This window comes from Microbacterium longlingense, from assembly GCF_058349825.2.
Window position 1 is genome coordinate 24633 of record NZ_JBYRJA020000013.1, and the last position, 23845, is coordinate 48477.

Consider the following 23845-nt stretch of genomic DNA (forward strand, 5'->3'; position numbering starts at 1 on the left):
GGGCGTTGTTCCTCTCCTGTCGCTTAGTCTCCGAAGGTGGCTGTGTGGAAAGCGGATAGCACGGGAATCGACTGGCAGCTGGTTCAGAACGGAATCTGCTCGCTCTTTCATCGGCCAGCCGTGCTCTCCGAGGTCATCGACTGGCTGAGCGACAACGGCTACCGGATCGTCCGAATGGATGCGGCGGGCTGGGCAGACCGTGATCGCCTGCATGATGACTTCGCCGGCAGTCTCGATTTCCCCGACTACTACGGTCGCAACCTGGATGCCTTGAACGACTGCCTGTCCGACGTCGCTGGCATCGCGTACGGGTGGGACGCCAGTGACATCGGTCTTGTCCTGGTCTTGGAGCACTTCGACGCTTTCCAGAATGCGGACCCGAACGATGCCCACCAGGTTCTCGACATCATCGATGGCGCCGGTCGGACGGCGGCCCTTCTGGGGAATCGTCTCCTCTGCCTCGTCCAGACAAATGACCCGAAGGCCCGGTTCGCTCCCCTCGGAGGGCGCGATGTGGCATGGAATCCCGTTGAGTGGCGCGACTCCGAGACTCCCCGCCAAAACAGGCAGATGACGTGAGAACCGGCCGTTTCCCGCCGAAACGGCCTGCTCTGGTGACGACCGCCTGATTTCGGGTCCATTGACCCTCTGGCACATGCCCGCGCTGACCCTCCCTGATAGCCCCTGATCATGCATTAGGGTGGAGCGCACCTCCCGCCATTCTGTGCAGCAATACGTGAACGACCGCCTACTCACCGAGGACATCTTCATCACTGAATGCGATCCACTCCCCTCTCTACGAATTCCGCTCACGTGGCTATCTACGAGCGTCAGATGTAACCGAGCCCGGGAACGGGACCGAGCCACTCACGCGGCCGCTGTCTTCGTGCAGTGCTCGGGTGGGGAACGGCGCGTTGTTCGTGGGCCGTCTCAGTCAAGCCGCAGAACAAGGATCGACGGAGCCTGCTGAGGAAGTCTCTCGACACATGAAGGCGATCCCCATCCTTGAGTAAGACGTATAGGGAGAAGTTGGCGTTCCCTCTCGTGTGGGGAGGGCAATCCATATCTCTCCTGATGTCCGGTGTGGCAGGTATCGCTTTGAGCGTATGGGTCTTCTCGGAGACCGGTAGCGCAACAATGCTGGCGACCGTTGCCGCGATCAAATCAGCGATGGGTATATATCTCTCGCCTTTTCTCGGTCAGTTGGCAGATCGAGCTTCACGTAAGAAGCTGATCATCGTCGCTGATCTACTGCTTGCCGCGTGCGCGGGGCTGCTATTGCTCTGCACGGCGTTGGGCGTCGCGTGGCTTCCGGCGATTCTTGTCGTCGTCGCGGCGACCGGGGCGATCGACAGCATGCTATTGATCTCGATCTCGGCGAGCGTGCGTGATGTGCGCGCTGAGACGAACTTGACCAGAGTCAATGGAATCATCTCCTTTCTCGATGCTTCACCGCTCGTGCTCGCGCCCGTTCTGGGAACGTTGTTATTCGCGACCTTCGGGATCGCAACCGTACTGATCGTCGATATCTGTAGCTACCTGTTGGCCGCCGCGCTTGCGCTCGTTGCCCGATGGACTTCCGAACCGATTCCAGCTTCCGCGCACGGCAGACGTCGACCCTTCAGCGGAGCCACCGAGGGTCTCCGGTTGATTTTCACGGATCGCCCGTTCTTCCGACTCCAGATGTCTTTCGCAGCCATCAACGCGCTCACCGGGTTGGGTGTGGCAGCTGTCTCGGCATTTATTTTGCTCAACCCAGCAGGTGGCACGTCCGCGCTGGGTGCATATAACTCGGCCAGTGCCCTTGGGATGTTACTCGGATCTGCCCTGATCGTCGCGCTCGGCGCGCGATTGTCGCGCCAGTACGCAATACCAGGGGGACTCGCGCTCTCTGCGATAGCCGGCCGGATTGGCTTCGGTCTCGTTAGCTCCCCGGTGTTGTGGTCTCTTACCGGAGCAATACGGTCATTCGGGATACAAGCGTCGAACGCACCGCTCACGGCTCTCTGGCAAGAACAGACGGCTCAAGCCGATCAAGGCAAAGTGTTCGGCGCACGTCGTTTGCTGGGCCAAGGTCCTTGTCCGATTGCGCTCTTGATCGGAGGCGTGCTCGCCGACGTCGTCAACAAGCAGAACCCGACCACAGGGCTCGCTGTGTTCTTGATTGCGCTCGGAGTGGGAGAGCTCACGATCTCGCTCTATCTCTACGTCAGTGGAACAGTGAGGAAGCTGACAGACAGATCTGGGATCCATATCTCGTCAGCGACCGTTGAGGCGCGTCAAGACGGCGAACGCTCCGCGTAGCGGGAAACGCCGCGAACAATCAGCCGCGCGGGGGTGGCGGCGCTCATCGTTGTTCGCGCTGGCGGGACGCGAGGGCGGCAACCCAGCGCTCGCTTTCCCGAGGGCAACGCAACCGCACCACGGTGAGACCGGGGAAACGCGCCTCGAGGGCCGGAACGACAGGCTTGAGCGTGTTGCGTGTGCGCCAGCCCCACCGCAGGATGTGATCGTGATCGCGCACGATCGTATGCAGCGGCGGTTCGATGTTCCCGTTCCATAACTCTTCCCGCCGTACGCTGCGGCGCACCGTGCGGCGGATCAGGCGAGACATCTGCAACGGCATCGGATAGTCCAGCCACAGCAGCGTGTCAGCACGAGCAGCGATGAGCGGCCGCACTTCGCGGTACTGCCACTCGATGACCCACCTCGGCCCCGCGATGAACCGGGTCACATCCGCGACGAAGCTCTCCCGCGGTGTCCACGCGGTGCCATGCTGCAGCGCGTCGATCTCGCTGTACGGAGCGCGGAGGAAACCGGCCAGGCGTCGGCACAGGGTGCTCTTGCCGACGCCGCTGACGCCAGCCACAGCGACACGCTCGGGCTGCCACGTGATGGGATCATCCGCCGTTTGCATACCGTGTTCACTCCTCCGCTCGGGCTCCTCTCTCTGACGGAGCACTGTGCGAGCCGACGCGTCGCGCCTTGCCTGATCCGTCTGCTCTGGCTGCTCACGCGCAGACGCGCGAGCGACCCCTGATCCTTCAGAGACCGCGGATCACAGACTCAGCGCCGATCGCCTCGCGAACCGTCAGCAGGGTGCGTCCGTACGCCGTCCGCGACGTTTCGCGGCCCGTCCTGCGGAACCCGAGCTTCGCCAGCACGCGGAGCGACGCGGTGTTCCAATCCCACACGGTCGCCCAGACGCGTCGATACCCGCGCTCCTCCGCGCGCGAGACCACCGCCCGCCCGGCCTCCGTCGCGTATCCGCGCCCCCGCACCGCGCGCAGCAGCTCGAAAGCGAGTTCGGGTTCGTCCTCGGCGCCACGATCGTGGAACACGAGCCCGCAATACCCGATCACGTCCGCGTCCGCCTTGCGTTCCACCGTCAGAAGCGCCGAATCCCAGCCCTCCTGCTCGATGCGTGCGGCGATCTCCGCCGCATCCGGCCTTCCCTCGCCATCGAGCCTCCGGTGCGGCGGAACGCGCTCGTCGCGATCACGCCAGAGTGCGTGGAAGACCTGAGCGTCGTCGATCCGCTGACGACGCAGCCGGAGCCGCGCGGTCTCGAAGACGGCGTCCTGTGGCCAGAACATGTCACTCCTCGGTCCTCATGTCGTCACCCTAGTCAGCGTTGCTGAGATCTGGCAGAGTCCGTTCACACGCGGACACACCCGGGCGAACCGTTCGTGCCTGCTTCATCCGAGCGGCGGCTGACACTCCCCCGCCGACACCGTCCGCAGAAAGGCAATCATCGCCGGGTGCACGATCTCCGGACGATCACGCTGCACCCAGTGTCCGGCCTCGGGGACGACGACGAGCTGTGCGTCGGGCAGCAGCGCTCCCGCTGCCGCTGCGCGGGCCACGGGCACGCCGGAGTCCCGTGAGCCGTGGATCAGCAGCGTCGGCGCGCCGAGTTCGCCGAGGCGGGATGTGTAGTTGGTTCGCAGCCGATTCCAGCGGAACTGATCGTGCTGCCACTGCTCGAACGACGCGAACGCGTCGTCGCGGGACGCCGCCGTCATCACCTCCGCGAGCAGCTCGGGCGTGCGCTGGGCGGGGTTCCGAACGATGCCGCGGATGCTGCTCGCCATCCGACGTGGGTCACGGGCATAGGCCCGGCTGATCGCCCCCAGCATGCCGCTGCGCAGCATCACCCAGGTGAGGACGTGCGCGGGGGCGGCAAGCGGCCCCGTGAACTGGCGATCCATCAGGCCATAGCTGCCGAGCAGCATCACGCCGGCGACCCGATCGGGATGCGCGAGAACATGGCCGATCGCCATACCGCCGCCGAGCGACAGCCCGCCGAGCACATATCGATCCACCGCGAGAGCATCCACCAGCTCCCGTACGTAGTCCACCAGACGCTCCTGCGTGACCGGCCAGGGGGCGGCCGCGCTCTCGCCGTACCCGGGGTGGTCCGGCGCGATCACGCGGAACCCTGCGGCGGCCAACGCAGGCCCGGTCTGCCCCCAGGAGAGCGCGGCGCCATCGACCCCTCCTCCGTGCAGCAGCACGACGACGGGCGGGACGTCGCTGCCAGCCGGACGCCACTGCCGGTACGAAACCGCGCCCCACGGCAGCTGGACCTCGTGACGCTCCGCTTCGATGCGCATACTCACACCCTAGATCGCACCTCCCCGGCGCATGCCGGACGATGATGTCGTGGAATCGCCTGTCACGCCACGCCGTCCTCAGCATGACCGCCGCGTTCTGCTGCTACGGCCGGAGGAGACGGCATTGCACCGGAGCTCGACGCCACGGCTCGGTGCAGCGCGCCAAGCGCTTCGGCGACGAGGGCGTTGCGTCGGGGGCGCATCGTCGTGTGCGCGACGATCCGGCGCGTGACCGTCGGCCGCGTCACCGGCACCGCCCGGAGACCGGCGGGCATCCCGGTCAGCGCCAGCCCGGGGAGCAAGGTCACTCCGACGCCGGCTGCCACCAGCGCGAGAGCTGCATGGTGGTCGTCGAGGCGCGCCGCCCACTGCGGCGTGAAACCCGCTGCACGCGTCGCGGTCGCGACGATCTGACCGGTCGGGCTGTCGTAGATGTCGTGATCGACCCAGGCCTCATCGCGCAGCTCCACCAGCGGGATCTCCGTGTGTGACGCGAGGGGGTGCTCCGACCGGAGCACCGCGAAGAACTCCTCGGTGCACAGCGGGTGCCGGTGGTACCCGTCCAGTGCGGATTCCGGCCCAGCCTCCGGCTCGCTGAGGATATGCAGGTCCGGCTGGTGCCGGCCCCTCCCGCCGAACGGCTCGTTGAGGCTGATCTCGACCCGGATGCCCGGATGTCTCGTACGCAGCTCCCCCACCAGAGCAGGAAGCCACGCCTGCGCCGCGGAAGAGAAGCACGCGATCGCCACGTGCTCCACGCTGCCGTGGCGGAGATCATCGACGGTGCGGTCCAGCCGCGCCAGATCGTCGAGCACCGGCTCTGCGCGTTCGGACAGAGTGATCGCCGCCGCGGTGGGCACGATGCCCCTGCCGTCTCGCTCGAACAGCGTGAGCCCCGTCTCACGCGCCAGGGCGGCGAGATGCTGGCTGACCGTCGCGGGCGCGTAGCGGAGGTTTCGGGCGGCCGCGTTCACCGAGCCCGCGGCCAGCACCGCCCGAAGGACCACGAGACGGTGCGGATGCAACATCCCTGAATTGTACGCCGGAGACGAATGATTGTCAGGAATCATCTGCTTGTTCGAAGAGGTGAGCACGGCGGACGATGATAGCGTGACCGGTGACTACCCCGCCTTCCTCGGTCTGGCCGTCGTGCTCGCGATCACCCCCGGCCCGGACACGGCACTCGCATTGCGCTACGCCATGCTCGGGCGACGGCAGGGCCTGCTCGCCGCGACGGGGAGCTCGCTCACGGTGTTCGCGTGGGCCGGCCTGGCGGCGCTCGGAATCGTCGCCCTGTTGCGCTCGTCGCCGATCGCCTTCACCGCGCTGTCGCTGGCGGGTGGCATCTACCTCGTCCATCTCGGCGTGCGCGCGATCGTCGCCCTGTGGCGGCGGCGCGCCGCCGATCTCTCCCCGGGGGCGGCACGGCCTGTCAGAACGACCACCGCACCGCCCGCCCTCGCGGGGTTCCTCACGTGCATCACCAATCCGAAGACGGGTCTCTTCTTCGTCGCGCTCTTTCCGCAGTTCACACCGCCCGGCGCGAACGGCTGGTATGTGTTCCTCGTGCTGGGCGGCACCGTCGCCGTAGTGATCTGGGGGTACCTCGTCACGGTCGTGCTGCTCGTCGACCGCGCCGGCCGGTGGCTCGCGCGTCCGCGAGTGGCGGACGGGATCGAGGCGGTCACGGGAACCGTCCTGCTCGCTCTCGGCGCCCACATGCTGATCTCGGCGATCACGCGGATCTGAGACCGTTGGCCTGCGAGACTGGTCGCGTGACCGTGCCACGCTCCCCCATCGTGTGGATGGCGCGGTATCAGGTCGTCCTCTACCTCGGAGCGATCGCCCTGGGCGCAGGCGTCGGACTCATGGGCCCCGCAGCATCCTCCGGTCTCGAGCCAGGGGTGAACCCGGCCCTCGCCCTGCTCCTCTACGTCACGTTCCTGGGCGTGCCGTTCCGAGACGTCACCCGGGCATTCCGTGATGTTCGCTTCCTGACTGTCGTGCTCGCGGTGAACTTCGTCGCGGCACCGCTGGTGGCGTTCGCGCTCTCCAGAACCGTCGCCCACGACCGCGCGCTGCTGATCGGCGTGCTCATGGTCCTGCTCACACCGTGCGTCGACTATGTCGTCGTGTTCACCGGACTCGGTGGCGGCGACCGCGGGCGGTTGCTGGCGGCCACCCCGCTGCTCATGATCGGGCAGATGTTCCTGCTGCCCGCCTATCTCTCGGTGTTCGCCGATCCGGAGCTCGTCGCGACCATCGAGCCGGGGCCCTTCGTCTCCGCGTTTCTGCTGATCGTCCTGCTCCCGCTCGTCGCGGCCGTTGTGACGCAGCTCCTCGTCCGTGGTCGGGCCGCAGCAATGGTCGACCGTGCCGGCGCAGCCGCCATGGTGCCGCTGATGATGGTGGTGCTGGCCATGGTGGTCGCCTCGCAGATCGCCGGGATCGGCCGTCGGCTCGGTGCGCTCCTTCCGGCCGTGCCGGTCTACGTCTTCTTCGCCGTCGCGATGGTGGCGGTCGGGGTCCTGGCCGGTCGGGTGCTCCGGCGCGATGTCGCCGGTCGACGGGCGGTGGTGTTCAGCGGCGTCACACGCAACTCCCTCGTCGTGCTCCCGCTTGCGCTCGCGCTGCCCCCCGAATGGGATATCGCCCCGCTCGCGATCGTCACGCAGACACTGGTGGAGCTGATCCTGCTCGTCCTCCTGGTGCGGATCGTTCCCCGTCTCCTCCCCGACCCGCCGGAATCCACCGTTCCGGAACAGGGATCCGCCCGCCCCTGAGGCCGCTGAGCGGCCAGGAGATCACCCGCCGACGGCGCGGGACGCATCGGCCAGCGCCGACCACCCCTGCGCCTCAGCGGCGGTGTCGAAGCCCCCGCGCGCGAAGCGCAGCCCGACGTCGGGAAACGGCGTGCGTACGCCCGCGCCGCCGCGCACCGCGGCGCGGGCGCTCCCGGTGTCGTCGCGGAAGCTGCCGCCGCGCATCACACGCTCCCCGTGACCACCGGCGGGGTCCCGCGGATCCCAGCACCACTCCCAGACGTTGCCGAGCATGTCGAACAGCCCGAAGAGATTCGGCAGCCGGCTCCCCACGGGTTGCGCGTGACCCACACCGTCGGCGAGCGTCCACGCGGCCTCCGTGATCGGCGCGTAGGTCGGGGCGTACGATCCCGCCCGGCAGGCGTACTCCCACTCCGCATCGGTGGGAAGGCGGAAGCCGTCTGACTCGATATGCCACGTGACGTCCTCGCCATCGAAGGTGTAGACGGGGTCCAGCCCTTCCCACTCCGATGCCGCGTTGCACAACCGGATGGCACGCTGCCAGCTCACCTCGACCGCGGGTCGCCGCGGATGAACCGCGGGTACGCCGATCAACTCGGCGACCACCTCCTCGGTGACCGGGAACACACCGATCTCGAACGCCTCCAGCGCCACCGCTCTCCTGCGCTGTCCGCGGACATCGCTCAGGATCACCTCACCGGCGGGCAGCGGGCGCATCTCGATGTCAGGCATCGGCCGCTCGACGCGTTCTGGCCCGGGGCTGGCGGGTGTCGAACATCCGGAGGAAGACATCGCAGAGCGGGCCGATGAGGAGCGCGAACGCGATGGTCCCTCCCCCGGCGACGCCACCCAGAAGCCAGCCGACGGCCACCACCGACACCTCCAGCAGGGTCCGCACGAGCCAGAGCGGGCGGCCGGTGCGCCGGTGCAGGCCGGTCATCAGCCCGTCACGCGGGCCCGGGCCGAAGCCCGCGCCGATGTAGAGACCGCTGGCGAGCCCGATCACGCAGATCCCGAACAGCAGATAGCCGACACGCAGCCACAGCGGGACGTCCTCCGGAATGACCAGGAGGGCGGCATCGGCGGCGGGCCCGATCAGCACGGCGTTGAGCACCGTCCCCACGCCGGGGCGCTCGCGCAACGGGATCCAGAGCAGCAGGATCAGGACGCTCAGCACCACGGTCATCGTTCCGAAAGACATTGGAACGTGACGGATCAGTCCCTGCGACAACACATCCCACGGAGCGGCACCCAGGGAGCTGCGCAGCAGGAAGGCGACGCCGATCCCGAAGAGGACGAGCCCGACGACGAGCTGCACGCCGCGCCGCGTCAGGCTCGCACGCGGCTGGGGGCCATCGTCGGCGGGCTCGTCATCGGTCATCGAGCGCCTGTCCACGCCGGTCGACCAGACCCCACACCGCGATCGCCGCCACGCCGAAGAAGCCGGCGAAAACGGCGAAGGTGAGCCCCGCGCCCCCCGCGATCAGCAGCAGCGGCACCAGGAGAGGAGCGATGATCGACGCGATGCGCCCCACGCCCGCGGCCCAGCCGGCGCCAGTTCCGCGCAGGGAGGTGGGATAGAGCTCGGGGGTCACGGCATAGAGAGCCCCCCACGCGCCCAGGTTGAAGAAGGACAGCGCCATCCCGGACGCGAGGATCGCGGCCTCCGTGTGGACCGTGCCGAACAGGAGGGCGGCGACGGCCGATCCCACCAGGAACACCGACAGCGTCAGACGGCGCCCCCAGACCTCGATCAGCCACGCCGCCACCGCGTAGCCCGGCAGCTGGGCCAGCGTGATGATGAGGGTGAACTGGAAGGAGCGCACGAGGTCGAAGCCCGCGTCGACGAGGATGCTGGGGATCCAGATGAAAGCGCCGTAGTACGCGAAGTTCACGCACAACCAGACGATCCAGAGCGCGCCGGTGCGCACCCGGAACTCTGCCGAGAAGAGCGCCCGCAGGCGGCCGCCGACACCCGGTGCCGGAGCGCTGCCGGCGCCGGCGGGTGAGCGCTCCGGCGCAGGATCAACGACGATCTGCCGCCCGGCGGCGGCTTCCAGATCTGCGACGATCCGCTCGGCCTCGCCGATCCGGCCACGACCGGCGAGCCACCGCGGGGACTCCGGCAACGCCCACCGGACGATCAGGGCATAAACCGCCGGGATCGCGCCGAGTGCGAACGCCCAGCGCCACCCGTCGTCGGAGAGCGGCACGACGAAGTAGCCGATCAGAGCGGCCGCCGTCCAGCCGACAGCCCAGAAGGCCTCGAGGATCACGATGAGGCGCCCACGGATGCGCGCCGGGGCGAACTCGCTCACGTACGTCGAGGCCACCGGGAGCTCCGCCCCCAGCCCCAGTCCCACCAGGAAGCGCAACACCAGGAGCATCGCTATGCCGCCGACGAGAGCGCTCGCGCCGGTGGCGACCCCATAGATCAGCAGCGTCAGGGCGAACACCTGACGGCGGCCGATCCGGTCGGCCAGGAGGCCCCCGACGCTCGCACCGATCGCCATCCCGAGGAAGCCGATCGACGCGATCAGACCGGTTTCTCCCTTGTCGAGGTGCCACTGCTGCGCGAGTGCCGCGATGATGAACGAGATCAGGCCGACATCCATCGCATCCAGCGCCCAGCCCACGCCTGAGCCGGTGAGCACCTTCAGATGCTTGCGGGTGAAAGGCAGGTCGTCCAGACGCCGCGACAGATCCGCCGCACGCGCGCCTGCGTCCCCCGCGCCGGAGGCGATGGATGCCGGGTCGCTCATCGGGCCGGCTGCGCGAGCAGAGCGGCGCGCAGGGTGTCCAGCCCCACCCCGCCGATGTCGAGAGCCCGCTTATGGAACTCCTTGGTGGAGAACGCATCGCCACGGGCGGCACGGTACTGGTCGCGCACCTGCTCCCAGATGCGCTGGCCGACCTTGTACGAGGGTGCCTGCCCGGGCCACCCCAGATAGCGGTTGACCTCGAAGCGGACGAACTCGTCGGACATGTTGACGTTCTGCCGCAGGAACGGCAACGCTGTGTCGAAGTCCCAGACGCCCTCGCCCTCAAGCCGCGGCTTCCCGAGATGCACGCCGATGTCGAGGACCACTCTGGCCGCGCGCATCCGCTGACCGTCGAGCATTCCCAGCCGGTCGGCGGGATCGTCGAGATAGCCGAGATCCTGCATAAGGCGTTCGGCATACAGAGCCCAGCCCTCGCTGTGCCCGGAGGTGCCGGCGAGCAGACGTCGCCAGGAATTCAGCTCCGCCCTGTTGTACACCGCCTGGCCGATCTGCAGGTGGTGTCCGGGGATGCCCTCGTGGTAAACCGTGGTGAGCTCGCGCCACGTGTCGAACTCCGTCACCCCTTCCGGAACGGACCACCACATCCGGCCGGGCCGGGAGAAATCGTCGGTCGGGCCGGTGTAGTAGATGCCGCCCTCCTGCGTCGGGGCGATCATGCACTCCAGACGGCGGATCGGCTCCGGGATGTCGAAGTGGCTCGCGCCCAGCTCGGCCACCGCACGATCGCTGGTCTCCTGCATCCATTGCTGGAGCGCGGCGGTGCCGTGCAGCTTCCGGCTGGGGTCCTGCTCGAGGTGGCGGATCGCCTCTGCCACCGTCGCGCCGGGAAGGATCTCCTGCGCGATGCGCGTCTGCTCCTCGACCATACGCGCCAGCTCTTCGCGACCCCACTCGTAGGTCTCGTCCAGGTCGATCGTGGCGCCGAGGAACGAACGGGAATGCAACGCATACAGGTCGCGCCCGACACCGTCCTCATCGCGAGCGGCCGGAGCCAGCTCGCCGATGAGGAACGAGCGGAGACGGTCGTAGGCCACGCGGGCGGTGGAGGAGGCCTCCTCGAGCGAACGGGCGACCGACGCGGGCAGCTGCCCGTTCTCAGGTGCGGCGTTGGCGACGAAGTCGGCGAAGAAACCCTGATCCGCCGTATACCGCACGATCTGGTCAGCGACCTCGACGACCTGGCGGCGTGCGGGCACGACCCCTTCTGCCACGCCCTGGCGGAGCGTGGCGATGTAGCCGTCCAGCGCGGTCGGGATGGCGCTCATCCGGGCAGCGATCACCGCCCAGTCATCGGCCGTCGCCGTCGGCATGAGGTCGAAGACGGCACGCACGTCCTGCGCCGCGGAGGCGATCACGTTGATGTCCCGCAGATGCCAGCGGGCGTCGTGCAGTTCGAGGGCCAGGCCGAGCTCGGCACCGAGATCGGCCTTGGTCACCTCGTCGACGGCGTCCACGGGGGTCAGTGCGTTGAGCTTCGCGAGGGTCTCACGGGTCCGGCGCGCCCCTTCCTCCGCACCCTCCGGGCTCAGGTCGGCATAGCGGTCCTGCCCCTCCGGGCGGCCGATGTACGTCGCAAGTGTCGGCTGAAGGTCGGCGAGGATGTCCACCCATTCCTCGGCGACGCGATCGATGTCCGAGGGGGTGCGGACGACAGGATTCTGCTCAGAACTCATGCGGATGAGCCTATCCCCGCACGATCGGGTTAGCCTGGCGACATGAGCGACCCCGGGCTGACTTCCGCCGTCTCCGCCCTCTGGATCACCGCGGCGATCCTCGCGGGAGGGCATGCGCGCACCCGCAACAGATCGGCGTGGGTCTGGTTTCTCCTGACGCTGGTCACCGGTCCGATCGCGGCGTTCCTGCTGGTGGTGTGGCCGCCGGTGGAGAAGGTCGAGTCGCGCTGACGCTCCGCGACACTCGACCGGCGATCGATGGGCGGACAGCGGCCGTCACGGCGCTGTGCCGGACCCCGATCAGTGCGCCGCCTCGTTCCAGTCGGCGCCCCGACCGATCTGCACGTCGAGGGGCACCTCGAGCTCGGCGGCGCCGGCCATCCGCTCGCGTACGATCTGCTCGGTCTCGTCCCATTCGCCCGGGGCGATCTCGACCACGAGCTCGTCATGGATCTGCAGCAGCACACGCGAGCGCAGACCACGCTCCGCCAGGTCTGCCTGGATGCGGAACAGGGCGATCTTCATGATGTCGGCGGCGCTGCCCTGGATCGGCGCGTTCAGCGCAGCACGCTCGGCGTTCTCGCGCAGCACGCGGTTCGGGCTGTTGAGGTCGGGGAACGGACGGCGACGTCCGAAGATCGTCTCGGTGTACCCGATCTCCTTCGCCTTCATGACCGAGGCGCGCAGGTAGTCTCGCACCGCGCCGAAGCGTGCGAAGTACTCCAACATGAGCTGCTTGGCCTCGGCCTGCTCGATCCGCAGCTGCTTTGACAGCCCGAACGCCGACAGTCCGTACACCAGGCCATACGACATCGCCTTCACCTTGGTGCGCATCTCGGGCGTGACATCGGCCGGCTCCACGCCGAACACCCGTGCGCCGACGAAACGGTGCAGGTCTTCGCCAGACCGGAACGCCTCGATCAACCCGGAGTCGCCGGACAGATGCGCCATGATCCGCATCTCGATCTGCGAGTAGTCTGCGGTCAGCAGCGTCTCGTAGCCGTCGCCGACCTCGAAGGCCGCGCGGATGCGGCGGGACTCCTCGGTGCGCACCGGGATGTTCTGCAGGTTGGGATCCGTGCTGGACAGACGGCCGGTCTGGCTGCCGGTCTGCACATAGGTGGTGTGGATCCGCCCGTCGGCCCGGATCGCCCCATCGAGGCTCTCGATGATCTGGCGCAGCTTCGTCGCCTCCCGGTGTTCGAGGAGGAGGTCGAGGAACGGGTGGGGGTTGGTCTCCTGCAGATCGGCCAGCACCGCCGCGTCGGTGGAGTAACCGGTTTTCGTCTTTCGCGTCTTGGGCAGCCCCAGATCCTCGAACAGCACCTCCTGCAGCTGCTTGGGCGAGCCGAGATTCACCTCGCGGCCGATCTCGGCATACGCGCGCTCTGCGATGTCTGCCGCGCGGGCACCGAGCTCCGCGGAGAACGAGGAGAGCTTCTCATGCGAGACCGCCACGCCGGCCCGCTCCATCTCAGCGAGAGCGAGGAGAGTCGGCAGCTCGATATCCGACAGCACCTCGGCCACCGGCTCAGCCATCTCCTCGCGGAGGGCCGTCGCCGTGCGCGCGGTGAACCAGGCGAGCTGCCCCGGGGTCGCACCATCGTGTTCCGGCACCAGCTGGGTCGGATCCGCCTCGGGGAGCTTCTCGCCGAGGTATCGGTCGACGAGGTCGGCGAGGGTCTTGTCCGGCAGGCTGGGGCGGATGAGCCAGCCCGCGATCAGCGTGTCGTACGCCGGACCGCCGAGCGAGATCCCCGCCTCCCGCAGGGCCTTCACCTGCGGCTTGGCGTCATGGAAGACCTTGGGGCGCTCCGATGCGAGCCAGTCCCCGAGGAGGGCCGCCGTCTCGGGGCTCCACGCACCCTCGACCGCCTCGGCGACGTCCTCCCCCGCGATCGCGAGGCCGATGCGGGTGGGGACGGCATCGCTGATGACCAGCGTCACACCGATCTCTGCGTCTGCGTTGGCCGTGACCCAGGCGGCGATCTCCGCCGGGGAGAGCTCCCGAGCCTCCGGCACGGCCGTGGCCCCGACGCTCTCGCCCTCGTCGTCGACGACCGCCATCGCGTCGAAGACACGCGGCAGCAGCGTGCGGAACTCCAACCGGGCGAAGATCTCGCGCAGGGCGGCCGCGTCCACCGGGGTCACCGCGAGGTCGTCCGGCTGCAGCGGAAGCTCCACGTCACGCAGCAGGTGGTTGAGCCGGCGGTTTCGCCGGACGTCGTCGAGGTGCTCGCGCAGGTTGCCGCCCACCACGCCCTTGATCTCGGCTGCACGCTCGAGCAGCTCATCGAGGGTGCCGAACTGCGTCAGCCACTTCACCGCGGTCTTCTCGCCGACCTTCGGCACCCCGGGGAGGTTGTCGCTGGTCTCGCCCACGAGCGCGGCGACATCCGGATACTGGCCCGGAACAATGCCATAGCGCTCGACCACCGCCGCGGGGTCGTAGCGCTTGAGCTGGGAGACGCCCTGCACCGACGGATAGAGCAGGGTGACGTCGTCGGTGACGAGCTGGATGGTGTCGCGGTCTCCTGAGACGACGAGCACGTGATATCCCTGCTCCGCGCCCTGCGTCGCCAGCGTCGCGAGGATGTCATCGGCCTCGAAGTCCTCCTTGGTGAGGACGGGGATGGACATCGCGGCGAGGCACTCCTGGAGCAGGGGGATCTGCCCGGCGAACTCCGCGGGCGTCTCGGCGCGGGTGCCCTTGTAGTCGGGGTACTCGCGGGTGCGGAACGACGCCCGTGAGGTGTCGAAAGCCACCGCCAGGTGCGTCGGACGCTCCGCCTTGATGAGGTTCACCAGCATCGACAGGAAGCCGTAGATGGCGTTGGTGTGCTGAGCGTCCTTCGTGGTGAAGTTCTCCACCGGCAGGGCGAAGAAGGCGCGGAAGGCGAGCGAATGCCCGTCGACGACCATGAGGGTAGGCTTTTCGGAGTCCGTCACCCTGCCAGCCTAACGACGCCGACGGACACTCAGCGAGGAGACAGCGTGAGCATCGACCCTGTGAGCCCGGATACCACCGAACTCGGCCTGGAATGGATCGCCCAACGCGGCCTCGGCGTCCTGGCAGAGCGGATGGGCATCGTCCTGACGGAGATGTCGATCGAGCGTGCGGTGGCCCGGATGCCCGTCGAGGGCAACACCCAGCCGGTCGGCATCGTCCACGGCGGCGCGTACGTCGTGCTCGGCGAATCGCTGGGATCGATGTCGGCGAACTTCTACGCGGGTGCCGGCAAGCTCGCCGTCGGGGTCGACATCAACGCCACCCACACGCGTTCCGCCCGATCAGGCTTCGTCACGGGCGTGTGCACCCCGATCCACCTGGGCCGCAGCATCACCGTGCACGAGATCGCGATCAGCGACGACGAGGGTCGGCGCTGCTCCACCGTCCGGATCACGAACATGCTCAAGGACATGCCAGGCTGAGCCGGCCGGCGCGGGGGGCGATCCCCCGCGCTCAGGACTTCTTCGGGGCCAGCTGCTCGATGATCGCCTTGGCGACGTCCTGCATCGTCAGGCGCCGGTCCATCGAGGCCTTCTGGATCCAGCGGAAGGCCTCGGGCTCCGTCAGCCCCATCTTCTCGTTGAGCAGGCCCTTGGCGCGATCGACGAGCTTGCGGGTCTCGAAGCGCTCGACCATGTCGGAGACCTCGGCCTCGAGCGTGATGATCTGCTCGTGCCGCGCGAGGGCGATCTCGATCGCCGGAAGCAGGTCGTTGGGGGTGAAGGGCTTCACGACGTAGGCGAGGGCGCCGGCTTCGCTTGCCCGCTCCACGAGCTCCTTCTGGCTGAACGCGGTGAGCAGCACCACCGGGGCGATGTTGCCCTTGTGCAGCCGCTCAGCGGCGCTGATGCCGTCGAGCTGGGGCATCTTCACGTCCATGACGACGAGGTCTGGGCGCAGCTCGGTGGCCAGCTGGACGGCGGTCTCGCCGTCACCGGCCTCGCCGACCACGTCGAATCCGTTGTCGCGGAGGATCTCGACGATGTCGAGGCGGATCAGCGACTCATCCTCGGCGACGACGACGCGTCGCGGAGCGGATGCCGTAGGGCGCTCAGTAGTGTCTTCCTCGGTCACCCGTCCATTCTAGGGGAGCCTCGGACGGTAGGTCGCGCGACATGGTCGGGCTGGCCCCTCGCATATGTGCGCCGGGCTCGCGGTCATCGCCCTGATATGCCCGAGGAACGCGAACTTGTGCGAGCGGTATGCACATATGTGCGCCCTGCTCCCACCAGAGAGCCCACGAACAGAGAAAGAAAAGGGTGCCGGTGGTGGGACTCGAACCCACACGCCCTTACGGACAGAGCATTTTGAGTGCCCCGCGTCTGCCATTCCGCCACACCGGCCCGGACCGACACTACCGCACCGCCGGGAGAACCCGGCGGTGCGGTCGTGAGTGCATACGTGTCAGGCGTCGTACGACTTGTACACGGGGGCTGCCCCGCTCACGGCATCCCCGACGTGGTGCACGCGGATGTCGTTGGTGGAGCCGATGATGCCGGGAGGCGATCCCGAGACCACGACGACGACGTCGCCGGGCTCGGCGTACCCGTTGCCCAGGAGATGCTCGTCGACCTGGCGATACATCTGGTCGGTGTGCTCGACAGAGTCGACGAGCGCAGCATGGATGCCCCAGGTGAGCGCGAGACGCCGGCGGATGTTGGGCTCCGGCGTGTACGCGGCCATCGGGATGCGCGGACGCAGGCGCGCCAGACGCCGGGCGGAGTCGCCCGACTGGCTGAAGACGCACAGGTAGCGGGCGTTCAGCGCCTCCGCGACCTCGAGGGCCGCGAGAGTGATGATGCCGCCCTGGGTGTGCGGCGGGTTGGCGAGGCCCTGGATGCGCTCCAGGCCGTGCTCCTCGGTGGACTCGATGATGCGGGCCATCGTCTCCACGACCGTGAGCGGGTACTCGCCCACGCTGGTCTCACCGGAGAGCATCACCGCGTCGGCGCCGTCGAGCACCGCGTTGGCGACGTCCGATGTCTCGGCGCGGGTGGGCACCGGGCTGGTGATCATCGACTCGAGCATCTGCGTCGCGACGATCACGGGCTTGGCGTTCTGGCGGGCGAGCTCGATGGCGCGCTTCTGCACGATCGGCACCGCCTCGAGGGGCAGCTCGACGCCGAGGTCGCCACGGGCGACCATGATGCCGTCAAACGCGGCGACGATCTCCTCGAGGGCCTCCACGGCCTGCGGCTTCTCGATCTTCGCGATCACCGGGATGCGCACGCCCTCCTCCGCCATGATCTCGTGGACGCGGGTGACGTCGTCCGCGCTGCGGACGAACGAGAGGGCGATCAGGTCGGCGCCGGTGCGCAGTGCCCAGCGGAGGTCCTGCTCGTCCTTCTCGCTCAGCGCCGGCACATTCACGGCGACGCCGGGCAGGTTGATGCCCTTGTTGTTGGACACCGGCCCGCCCACCACGACCCGGGTGGTGACGACAGTGCCGTCGGTGTCGATGACCTCGACGCGCACCTTGCCGTCGTCGATCAGCAGGAAGTCGCCCGGGGCGACATCGTTGGGCAGGCCCTTGAAGGTGGTACCGCAGATCTCCTTGTTGCCGAGGATGTCCTCGGTGGTGATCTTGAAGATGTCGCCTTCTGCCAACTCGTAGGGGCCGTCTTCGAACCGGCCGAGCCGGATCTTCGGGCCCTGGAGGTCGACGAGCACGGCGACCGCACGGCCGGACTCCTCGGCGGCACGGCGGACGTTGGCGTAGTTGGCGTCGTGAACGGTGTAGTCGCCGTGGCTGAGGTTCAGCCGGGCGACGTCGAGCCCGGCGTCCACGAGGGAACGCAGGGTGTCGTAGTCGGATGTGGCTGGGCCGAGCGTGGCAACGATTTTGGCGCGTCTCACAGGTCTCCTGATGAGGAAGGGGGGCGGGCAGAAAAGAGAAAGAGCAGGCCGGGATGACACCGGCCCGCTCCCCTCACCCTACGCCGCTCAGACGACGAGCGGAAGATCTGCGGGTCTGACCGGCGCCGGGAGCACGGACTCCCCCATCAGATAGCGGTCGACAGCGGATGCCGCCGCGCGGCCTTCCGCGATCGCCCAGACGATGAGGGACTGGCCGCGCCCCGCGTCCCCCGCCACGAACACCCCGGGCTGCGAGGTCTGGTATCGGTCGTCCCGCGCGATCGCACCGCGCTCCCCCGGCACGACGCCCTCGAGGGCCACCCGCTCCGGACCGGTGAAGCCCATGGCGATGAGGACGAGATCGGCGGGGATCTCGTGCTCTGTGCCGCTCTTGGGCACGCGGCGTCCGTCGACGAACTCGGTCTCGGCCACGCGCAGCGCGCGCACTCGGCCGTGGCCGTCGTCGAGGAACTCCACGGTGGAGGCCAGATACCGGCGTTCCCCGCCTTCCTCGTGGGCGGATTGCACCTCGAACAGCGTCGGCGTCGTCGGCCACGGCTGGTGATCGGGACGCAGCCCCGGCGGCTGCTTGCCGATCGCCAGATTGGTCACGCTCATCGCGGTCTGGCGATGAGCGGTACCGATGCAGTCCGCGCCGGTGTCGCCGCCGCCGATCACGACGACGTGCTTTCCGGCCGCCGTGATCTGAGCGGGGACATCGTCACCCGCGACGACGCGGTTGGCCTGCACGAGGTAGTCCATCGCGTAGTGCACACCGTCGAGGTCGCGGCCGGGCAGGGGAAGGTCGCGCGGCACGGTGGCGCCGGTGGCGATGACGACGGCGTCGTAGCGGGCCCGCAGATCGGCCCAGGTGATGTCCCGACCGATCTCGACCCCGGTGCGGAACCGGGTGCCTTCCGCCTCCATCTGCGCCACCCGCTGGTCGATGTGCTGCTTCTCCATCTTGAAGTCCGGGATGCCGAAGCGCAGCAGACCGCCGACGCGCTCGTCGCGTTCGAACACCGCCACCGTATGTCCGGCACGGGTGAGCTGCTGCGCCGCAGCCAGACCGGCCGGCCCGGAGCCCACGACCGCGATGGTGCGGCCGGTCAAGCGCTCCGGCGGGTGGGGGGTGACCCAGCCTTCCGACCAGGCCCGGTCGATGATGGACACCTCGACCTGCTTGATCGTCACCGCGGGCTGGTTGATGCCCAGCACGCACGCGCTCTCGCACGGCGCAGGGCACAGCCGCCCGGTGAACTCCGGGAAGTTGTTGGTCGCATGCAGTCGCTCGATCGCTGCGTGGTCCTCACCACGCCAGGTGAGGTCGTTCCACTCCGGGATGAGGTTGCCCAGCGGGCACCCGCTGTGGCAGAACGGGATGCCGCAGTCCATGCAGCGACCCGCCTGGCGCCGGGTCACGGTCGTGTCCCCCGGTTGGTACACCTCGCGCCAGTCCATGATGCGCACCGGCACCGGGCGTCGGGCGGGGAGCTCGCGCTCCGTCGTCTTCAGAAACCCCCGAGGATCAGCCACGGGTCACCTCCAGGATGGACGTCCAGACGACATCGCCGTCCGGATCGAGGCCGGCTTCGGTCGCCTCGCTGCGGATACGGCGCACCTCGGCGAAGTCGCGCGGCAGAATGCGCGTGAAGCGCACCGCCTCTGCGTCGAATCCGTCCAGGATCGCCTGAGCGAGCGCCGAACCTGTCTCGTCGACGTGCTGATGGAGCAGGTCGCGCAGGAGCGCGGCATCCGACTCCTCGACGCCCGAGAGCACGAGGTCGCCGTTCTCGAGCGCGTCGCGGTTGATGGCTGCGGGATCGAGGTCGTAGACATAGGCGGTACCGCCGCTCATCCCGGCGCCGAGGTTGCGTCCCGTACGCCCGAGGATGACCGCTGTGCCACCGGTCATGTATTCCAGGGCGTGGTCGCCCACTCCCTCCACCACGGCCGTCGCGCCGGAGTTGCGCACCAGGAATCGCTCGCCGACGATGCCGCCGAGGAACATGGTGCCGGACGTCGCGCCGTACCCGATCACGTTTCCGGCGATCACGCTCTGCGCGGCGTCGAACTGCGCGCCCTCCGGCGTGCGCACCGCGATGCGTCCGCCGGAGAGACCCTTGCCGACGTAGTCGTTGCTGTCGCCGGACAGGCGGATGGTGATGCCCGGGGGCAGGAACGCGCCGAGGGACTGCCCGGCGGAACCCGTGAGGTTCAGCACGATCGAGTCCTCCGGCAGGCCGTTCTCACCGTGCGCCTTGGTCACATGATGGCCGAGCAACGTGCCGATCGCCCGCCCGGTGTTGCGGACCGGCAGGTCGAACTCGACCCGTCCTCCCGAGGCGATCACGCTCGACGCGCGCGGCAGCAGCGGCGCGTCGAAGTGCTCGCCCAGCTCGTGGTCCTGAACGCGCTCGCTGCGCCGCGGCTCTCCTGCCGGGAACACCGGGCCCAGGAGAATCGGGCCGAGGTCGAGCCCCGCGGCCTTCCAGTGCGACACCGCGCCGTCGGCGTCGAGCAGCTCGCTGCGTCCGATGGCCTCGCGGATCGAACGGAAGCCGAGCTGCGCGAGGATCTCGCGCACCTCCTCCGCGATGAACTCCATGAAGTTCACCACGAACTCGGGCTTGCCCGTGAAACGCTGGCGCAGCAGCGGGTTCTGCGTCGCGACGCCCACCGGGCAGGTGTCGAGGTGGCACACGCGCATCATGACGCAGCCGCTCACCACGAGCGGAGCGGTGGCGAAGCCGAACTCCTCGGCGCCCAGGAGCGCGGCGATCACGACGTCGCGGCCGGTCTTGAGCTGGCCGTCGACCTGGACCACGACACGGTCGCGCATGCCGTTGAGCATGAGCGTCTGCTGCACCTCGGCGAGGCCGAGCTCCCAGGGGGTCCCGGCGTGCTTGAGCGAGTTGAGCGGGCTTGCGCCCGTCCCGCCGTCGTGCCCGGAGACCAGGATGACATCGCTCAACGCCTTGGCGACGCCGGCCGCGACCGCGCCGATGCCGGACTGGCTGACCAGCTTGGTGTGGATGCGGGCCTCGGGGTTGGCACGCTTGACGTCGAAGATCAACTGCTTGAGATCCTCGATCGAGTAGATGTCGTGGTGCGGCGGAGGCGAGATGAGCCCGACGCCGGGGGTGGCGTGGCGGGTGCGCGCCACCCAGGGATACACCTTCTGGGGCGGCAGCTGACCGCCCTCGCCGGGCTTGGCGCCCTGAGCGAGCTTGATCTGGATGTCGTCCGCCTCGGTGAGGTACTGGCTGGTCACCCCGAATCGACCGGAGGCGACCTGCTTGATCGCGCTGCGGCGCTCCGGGTCGACCAGGCGCTCCGGGTCCTCCCCGCCCTCGCCGGTGTTCGACTTGCCGCCGATCCGGTTCATCGCGATCGCCAGGGTCTCGTGCGCCTCCTGCGAGATCGAGCCGTAGCTCATCGCGCCCGTGGAGAACCGCTTGACGATCTCGGAGACCGGTTCGACCTCGTCGAGGGGCACCGGCGGGCGCTCCCCCTCCTTCAGCCGGAACAGGCCGCGCAGCGTCTTCAGCTCCTCCGCCTGGTCGTCGACGAGACGGGTGTACTCGCGGAAGATGTCGTAGCGCCGGGTGCGGGTGGCGTGCTGCAGTCGGAACACCGTGTCCGGGTTGAACAGGTGCGGAGACCCGTCGCGCCGCCACTGATACTCGCCACCGGTCCACAGGCGCTCATGGGCGCGGGCCGCCTCGTCCTGCGGATAGGCGTGGTCGTGGCGCTCCTGGTTCTCACGGAACAGCTCCGCGAGCCCGATGCCGCCGAGCTTGGAGACCGTGCCGGAGAAGTAGGCGTCGACGAACTCCTGGCTCAGCCCCACCGCTTCGAAGACCTGGGCACCCGCGTAGGAGGCCACCGTCGAGATGCCCATCTTCGACATGATCTTGAGCACCCCCTTGCCGAGCGCCTTGATCAGGTTGTGCACGGCGTCCTCGGGGGTGATCCCGGTGATGTACCCGGTGCGCGTCAGGTGCTCGACGGTCTCCATCGCGAGGTAGGGGTTGACCGCGGACGCGCCGTAGCCGATGAGCGTCGCCACGTGGTGCACTTCACGGACGTCGCCGGCCTCCACGATCAGGCCCACCTTCATCCGGTTCTCGCGCCGGATGAGGTGGTGGTGCACGGCGGACAGCATCAGCAGGGACGGGATCGGGACGAGGTCCTTGTTGGAGTCGCGGTCGGAGAGGATGATGTACTCCGCGCCGCGCTCGATCGCGGCGTCTGCCTCTGCGCACATCTCCTCGAGCCGCTCCGCCATGGTGTGGGCGCCGGCATCGAAGTGGTACAGCCCGCTGATGGTCACACTCGAACTGCCCGGCAGGGCGCGGTCGATATGCCGGATCTTGGCGAGCTCGTCGTTGTCGATCACGGGGAAGTCGAGCGTCACGGTACGCGCGTGCTCCGGGCCCCAGGAGAGCAGGTTCTGCTCTGGCCCCAGGCCGAGGCGCAGGCTGGTGACGACCTGTTCCCGCAGGGAGTCGAGGGGCGGGTTAGTGACCTGCGCGAACTGCTGCACGAAGTAGTCGAACAGCAGCCGCGGACGTTCGCTGAGAACGGCGATGGGCGTGTCGCTGCCCATGGCGCCGAGCGGTTCTGCGCCGGTCTGCCCCATCGGGGTCAGGAGGATGCGCACCTCCTCCTCGGTATAGCCGAAGGTGCGCTGCCGACGGGCGATCGACGCGTGCGGGTGCACGATGTGCTCGCGCTCAGGAAGCTCGGCCAGGCGGACGGCGCCCTGCTCGAGCCACGCGGCCCAGGGGGCCATGCCCGCCAGCTCCGCTTTGATCTCCTCGTCCTCGACGATGCGGCGCTGAGCGGTGTCGATCACGAAAAGCCGCCCCGGCTGCAAGCGGCCGCGCCGGCGGATGCGCTCCGGCTCGAACTCGAGGATGCCGGTCTCGCTGCCGAGGACGACGAGGCCGTCGACGGTCTCGGTCCAGCGGCTGGGGCGCAGGCCGTTGCGGTCCAGCGTGGCGCCGACGAGCGTGCCGTCGGTGAAGATCAGGGCCGCCGGACCATCCCACGGCTCCATGATGTTCGCGTGGTAGTCGTAGAACGCGCGCAGATCGTGATCGATGTCCGTGCGCTGCTCATAGGCCTCCGGCACCATCATCATGATCGCGTGGGGCAGGCTGCGGCCGGTGAGCGTGAGCAGCTCGAGCACCTCGTCGAAGGACGCGGAGTCGCTCGCCCCGTCGGGGCAGATCGGCAGGAGCGGACGGATGTCGCCGAGGAGGTCCGATGCGAGCTGCGACTGCCGGGCACGCATCCAGTTGCGGTTGCCGCTGACGGTGTTGATCTCACCGTTGTGAGCGAGCATGCGCAGCGGCTGCGCGAGCGGCCACGAGGGGAACGTGTTGGTCGAGTACCGCGAGTGGACCACCGCCAGCTCCGAGGCGAATCGCTCGTCCTGCAGATCGGGGTAGAACGGCTCGAGCTGGAGGGTGGTGACCATGCCCTTGTAGCCGAGCGTCCGCGACGACAGGGAAACAAAATACGCGCCGAGCTCATGCTCGGCGCGTTTGCGTAGACGGTAGGCGGTGCGGTCAAGCACCAGCGAGGTGGATGCGCCTCGGCCGCCCACGCCCGGAAGGGACACGAAGAGCTGCTCGAAAGACGGACGGGCCTCGTCGGCGAGACGGCCCAGGTGCTGGTTGGCCGTCGGCACGACGCGCCAGCCGAGCACGTCGAGGCCTTCCTCGCGTGCGATCCGCTCGATACCGGCTTTCTGGGTACGACGAGCAGAGGAGTCCAGCGGCAGGAAGGCCAGCCCTGCCGCGTACTCCCCCGCCGCGGGCAGCGTGAAGTCCACCACGGCGCGCAGGAAGGAATCGGGCATCTGGGTGAGGATGCCCGCACCATCGCCGGTGCCGGCGTCCGAGCCCACCGCGCCACGGTGCTCGAGATTGCGCAGTGCCTCCAGGGCGAGCGCGACGATGTCGTGCCCGGGGGTGCCGCGCAGGGTGGCGACCATGGCGAGACCGCACGCGTCCTTCTCGAACGCGGGGTCATACATGCCCTGGCGCGCCGGAACAGCCATCCCGGGCAACGCCGGACGACCCGGCGGCGACATGGGCTCGGTGGAAGGGTC

General features: G+C 68.5%; 19 protein-coding genes and 1 tRNA gene. 6 read left to right on the forward strand and 14 right to left on the reverse strand.

Translation table 11 applies throughout. From position 1 onward, the window contains the following. The first annotated feature begins 36 nt into the window (after nucleotides 1–36). Nucleotides 37–579, forward strand: a complete 543-nt coding sequence (locus tag AC3RXY_RS14795; RefSeq protein WP_498224825.1) for a barstar family protein — start codon at nucleotides 37–39, stop codon at nucleotides 577–579. A 465-nt stretch (nucleotides 580–1044) separates the two neighbouring features. After that, nucleotides 1045–2304, forward strand: coding sequence for an MFS transporter (locus AC3RXY_RS14800; protein ID WP_491511727.1), 1260 nt, complete (start codon nucleotides 1045–1047; stop codon nucleotides 2302–2304). A 43-nt stretch (nucleotides 2305–2347) separates the two neighbouring features. Here AC3RXY_RS14800 and AC3RXY_RS14805 read toward each other — a convergent pair whose 3' ends face one another. From AC3RXY_RS14805 to AC3RXY_RS14820, 4 genes are all read right to left on the reverse strand, one after another. Continuing rightward, complete coding sequence (locus tag AC3RXY_RS14805; RefSeq protein WP_491511682.1) at nucleotides 2348–2869, reverse strand: P-loop NTPase family protein; 522 nt, start codon at nucleotides 2867–2869, stop codon at nucleotides 2348–2350. Nucleotides 2870–3044: 175 nt separating this feature from the next. Continuing rightward, nucleotides 3045–3596 (reverse strand): GNAT family N-acetyltransferase, encoded by a 552-nt coding sequence (locus tag AC3RXY_RS14810; protein ID WP_491511683.1) that lies wholly within the window; start codon nucleotides 3594–3596, stop codon nucleotides 3045–3047. 102 nt (nucleotides 3597–3698) lie between these two features. Then, nucleotides 3699–4616, reverse strand: a complete 918-nt coding sequence (locus AC3RXY_RS14815; RefSeq protein WP_491511684.1) for an alpha/beta fold hydrolase — start codon at nucleotides 4614–4616, stop codon at nucleotides 3699–3701. A 62-nt stretch (nucleotides 4617–4678) separates the two neighbouring features. Beyond that, nucleotides 4679–5644, reverse strand: coding sequence for a LysR family transcriptional regulator (locus tag AC3RXY_RS14820; protein ID WP_491511685.1), 966 nt, complete (start codon nucleotides 5642–5644; stop codon nucleotides 4679–4681). An 82-nt stretch (nucleotides 5645–5726) separates the two neighbouring features. Here AC3RXY_RS14820 and AC3RXY_RS14825 point away from each other — a divergent pair, with 82 nt between their 5' ends. Together AC3RXY_RS14825 and AC3RXY_RS14830 are read left to right on the forward strand one after the other, a co-directional pair. Then, nucleotides 5727–6365: a LysE family translocator gene (locus tag AC3RXY_RS14825; RefSeq protein ID WP_491511686.1), complete on the forward strand. Its 639-nt coding sequence runs from the start codon at nucleotides 5727–5729 to the stop codon at nucleotides 6363–6365. A 26-nt stretch (nucleotides 6366–6391) separates the two neighbouring features. Then, a complete protein-coding gene (locus AC3RXY_RS14830; protein ID WP_491511687.1) occupies nucleotides 6392–7399 on the forward strand; it encodes an arsenic resistance protein in 1008 nt (335 codons plus the stop codon). A 21-nt stretch (nucleotides 7400–7420) separates the two neighbouring features. Here AC3RXY_RS14830 and AC3RXY_RS14835 read toward each other — a convergent pair whose 3' ends face one another. From AC3RXY_RS14835 to AC3RXY_RS14850, 4 genes are read right to left on the reverse strand one after another with little or no spacing between them, the layout of a single operon-like run. Then, a complete protein-coding gene (locus AC3RXY_RS14835; RefSeq protein WP_491511688.1) occupies nucleotides 7421–8131 on the reverse strand; it encodes a formylglycine-generating enzyme family protein in 711 nt (236 codons plus the stop codon). Further along, nucleotides 8124–8780 (reverse strand): membrane protein YczE, encoded by a 657-nt coding sequence (yczE, locus tag AC3RXY_RS14840; protein WP_491511689.1) that lies wholly within the window; start codon nucleotides 8778–8780, stop codon nucleotides 8124–8126. Before yczE ends, AC3RXY_RS14835 begins: the two co-directional genes overlap by 8 nt. After that, the gene (locus tag AC3RXY_RS14845; protein WP_491511690.1) at nucleotides 8770–10161 is read right to left on the reverse strand and encodes an MFS transporter; all 1392 of its coding nucleotides are present in this window, start codon (nucleotides 10159–10161) and stop codon (nucleotides 8770–8772) included. Before AC3RXY_RS14845 ends, yczE begins: the two co-directional genes overlap by 11 nt. Continuing rightward, nucleotides 10158–11855 carry a DUF885 domain-containing protein gene (locus AC3RXY_RS14850; RefSeq protein WP_491511691.1) on the reverse strand — a complete coding sequence of 566 codons (1698 nt, stop codon included), beginning with the start codon at nucleotides 11853–11855 and terminating at the stop codon, nucleotides 10158–10160. Before AC3RXY_RS14850 ends, AC3RXY_RS14845 begins: the two co-directional genes overlap by 4 nt. A 42-nt stretch (nucleotides 11856–11897) precedes the next feature. On the opposite strand from AC3RXY_RS14850, the gene AC3RXY_RS14855 reads away from it, so the two are divergent. Further along, nucleotides 11898–12086 carry a hypothetical protein gene (locus AC3RXY_RS14855; protein ID WP_491511692.1) on the forward strand — a complete coding sequence of 63 codons (189 nt, stop codon included), beginning with the start codon at nucleotides 11898–11900 and terminating at the stop codon, nucleotides 12084–12086. A 69-nt stretch (nucleotides 12087–12155) separates the two neighbouring features. Here the strand turns inward: AC3RXY_RS14855 and polA are convergent, their stop codons facing one another. Then, entirely contained in the window at nucleotides 12156–14804 is a 2649-nt protein-coding gene (gene polA, locus AC3RXY_RS14860) for a DNA polymerase I (RefSeq protein ID WP_491511693.1), read from the reverse strand. A 132-nt stretch (nucleotides 14805–14936) separates the two neighbouring features. On the opposite strand from polA, the gene AC3RXY_RS14865 reads away from it, so the two are divergent. Continuing rightward, on the forward strand, nucleotides 14937–15287 hold the full coding sequence (locus tag AC3RXY_RS14865) for a hotdog fold thioesterase (RefSeq protein ID WP_491511728.1): 351 nt from the start codon (nucleotides 14937–14939) through the stop codon (nucleotides 15285–15287). A 31-nt stretch (nucleotides 15288–15318) separates the two neighbouring features. On the opposite strand, the gene AC3RXY_RS14870 is transcribed toward AC3RXY_RS14865, so the two are convergent. The 5 genes from AC3RXY_RS14870 to gltB all read right to left on the reverse strand — a co-directional run bounded on the left by AC3RXY_RS14870 (nucleotide 15319) and on the right by gltB (nucleotide 23827). Beyond that, nucleotides 15319–15939: an ANTAR domain-containing response regulator gene (locus tag AC3RXY_RS14870; protein ID WP_491511694.1), complete on the reverse strand. Its 621-nt coding sequence runs from the start codon at nucleotides 15937–15939 to the stop codon at nucleotides 15319–15321. A gap of 186 nt (nucleotides 15940–16125) precedes the next feature. Then, a tRNA-Leu gene (locus AC3RXY_RS14875) sits at nucleotides 16126–16208 on the reverse strand. Between the two features lie 61 nt (nucleotides 16209–16269). Then, complete coding sequence (pyk, locus tag AC3RXY_RS14880; RefSeq protein WP_491511695.1) at nucleotides 16270–17721, reverse strand: pyruvate kinase; 1452 nt, start codon at nucleotides 17719–17721, stop codon at nucleotides 16270–16272. Nucleotides 17722–17808: 87 nt separating this feature from the next. After that, complete coding sequence (locus tag AC3RXY_RS14885) at nucleotides 17809–19257, reverse strand: glutamate synthase subunit beta (protein ID WP_491511696.1); 1449 nt, start codon at nucleotides 19255–19257, stop codon at nucleotides 17809–17811. After that, nucleotides 19250–23827, reverse strand: a complete 4578-nt coding sequence (gene gltB / locus AC3RXY_RS14890) for a glutamate synthase large subunit (RefSeq protein ID WP_491511729.1) — start codon at nucleotides 23825–23827, stop codon at nucleotides 19250–19252. Before gltB ends, AC3RXY_RS14885 begins: the two co-directional genes overlap by 8 nt. Nucleotides 23828–23845: the final 18 nt, after the last annotated feature.

Excerpts from the sequence above, each read along its gene's own strand:
- AC3RXY_RS14810 (WP_491511683.1), bottom strand. The coding sequence starts at position 3,596 with ATGTTCTGGCCACAGGACGCCGTCTTCGAGACCGCGCGGCTCCGGCTG.
- AC3RXY_RS14815 (WP_491511684.1), bottom strand. The coding sequence starts at position 4,616 with ATGCGCATCGAAGCGGAGCGTCACGAGGTCCAGCTGCCGTGGGGCGCG.
- AC3RXY_RS14820 (WP_491511685.1), bottom strand. The coding sequence starts at position 5,644 with ATGTTGCATCCGCACCGTCTCGTGGTCCTTCGGGCGGTGCTGGCCGCG.
- AC3RXY_RS14835 (WP_491511688.1), bottom strand. The coding sequence starts at position 8,131 with ATGCCTGACATCGAGATGCGCCCGCTGCCCGCCGGTGAGGTGATCCTG.
- yczE (WP_491511689.1), bottom strand. The coding sequence starts at position 8,780 with ATGACCGATGACGAGCCCGCCGACGATGGCCCCCAGCCGCGTGCGAGC.
- AC3RXY_RS14845 (WP_491511690.1), bottom strand. The coding sequence starts at position 10,161 with ATGAGCGACCCGGCATCCATCGCCTCCGGCGCGGGGGACGCAGGCGCG.
- AC3RXY_RS14850 (WP_491511691.1), bottom strand. The coding sequence starts at position 11,855 with ATGAGTTCTGAGCAGAATCCTGTCGTCCGCACCCCCTCGGACATCGAT.
- AC3RXY_RS14855 (WP_491511692.1), top strand. The coding sequence starts at position 11,898 with ATGAGCGACCCCGGGCTGACTTCCGCCGTCTCCGCCCTCTGGATCACC.
- AC3RXY_RS14865 (WP_491511728.1), top strand. The coding sequence starts at position 14,937 with ATGGGCATCGTCCTGACGGAGATGTCGATCGAGCGTGCGGTGGCCCGG.
- gltB (WP_491511729.1), bottom strand. The coding sequence starts at position 23,827 with ATGTCGCCGCCGGGTCGTCCGGCGTTGCCCGGGATGGCTGTTCCGGCG.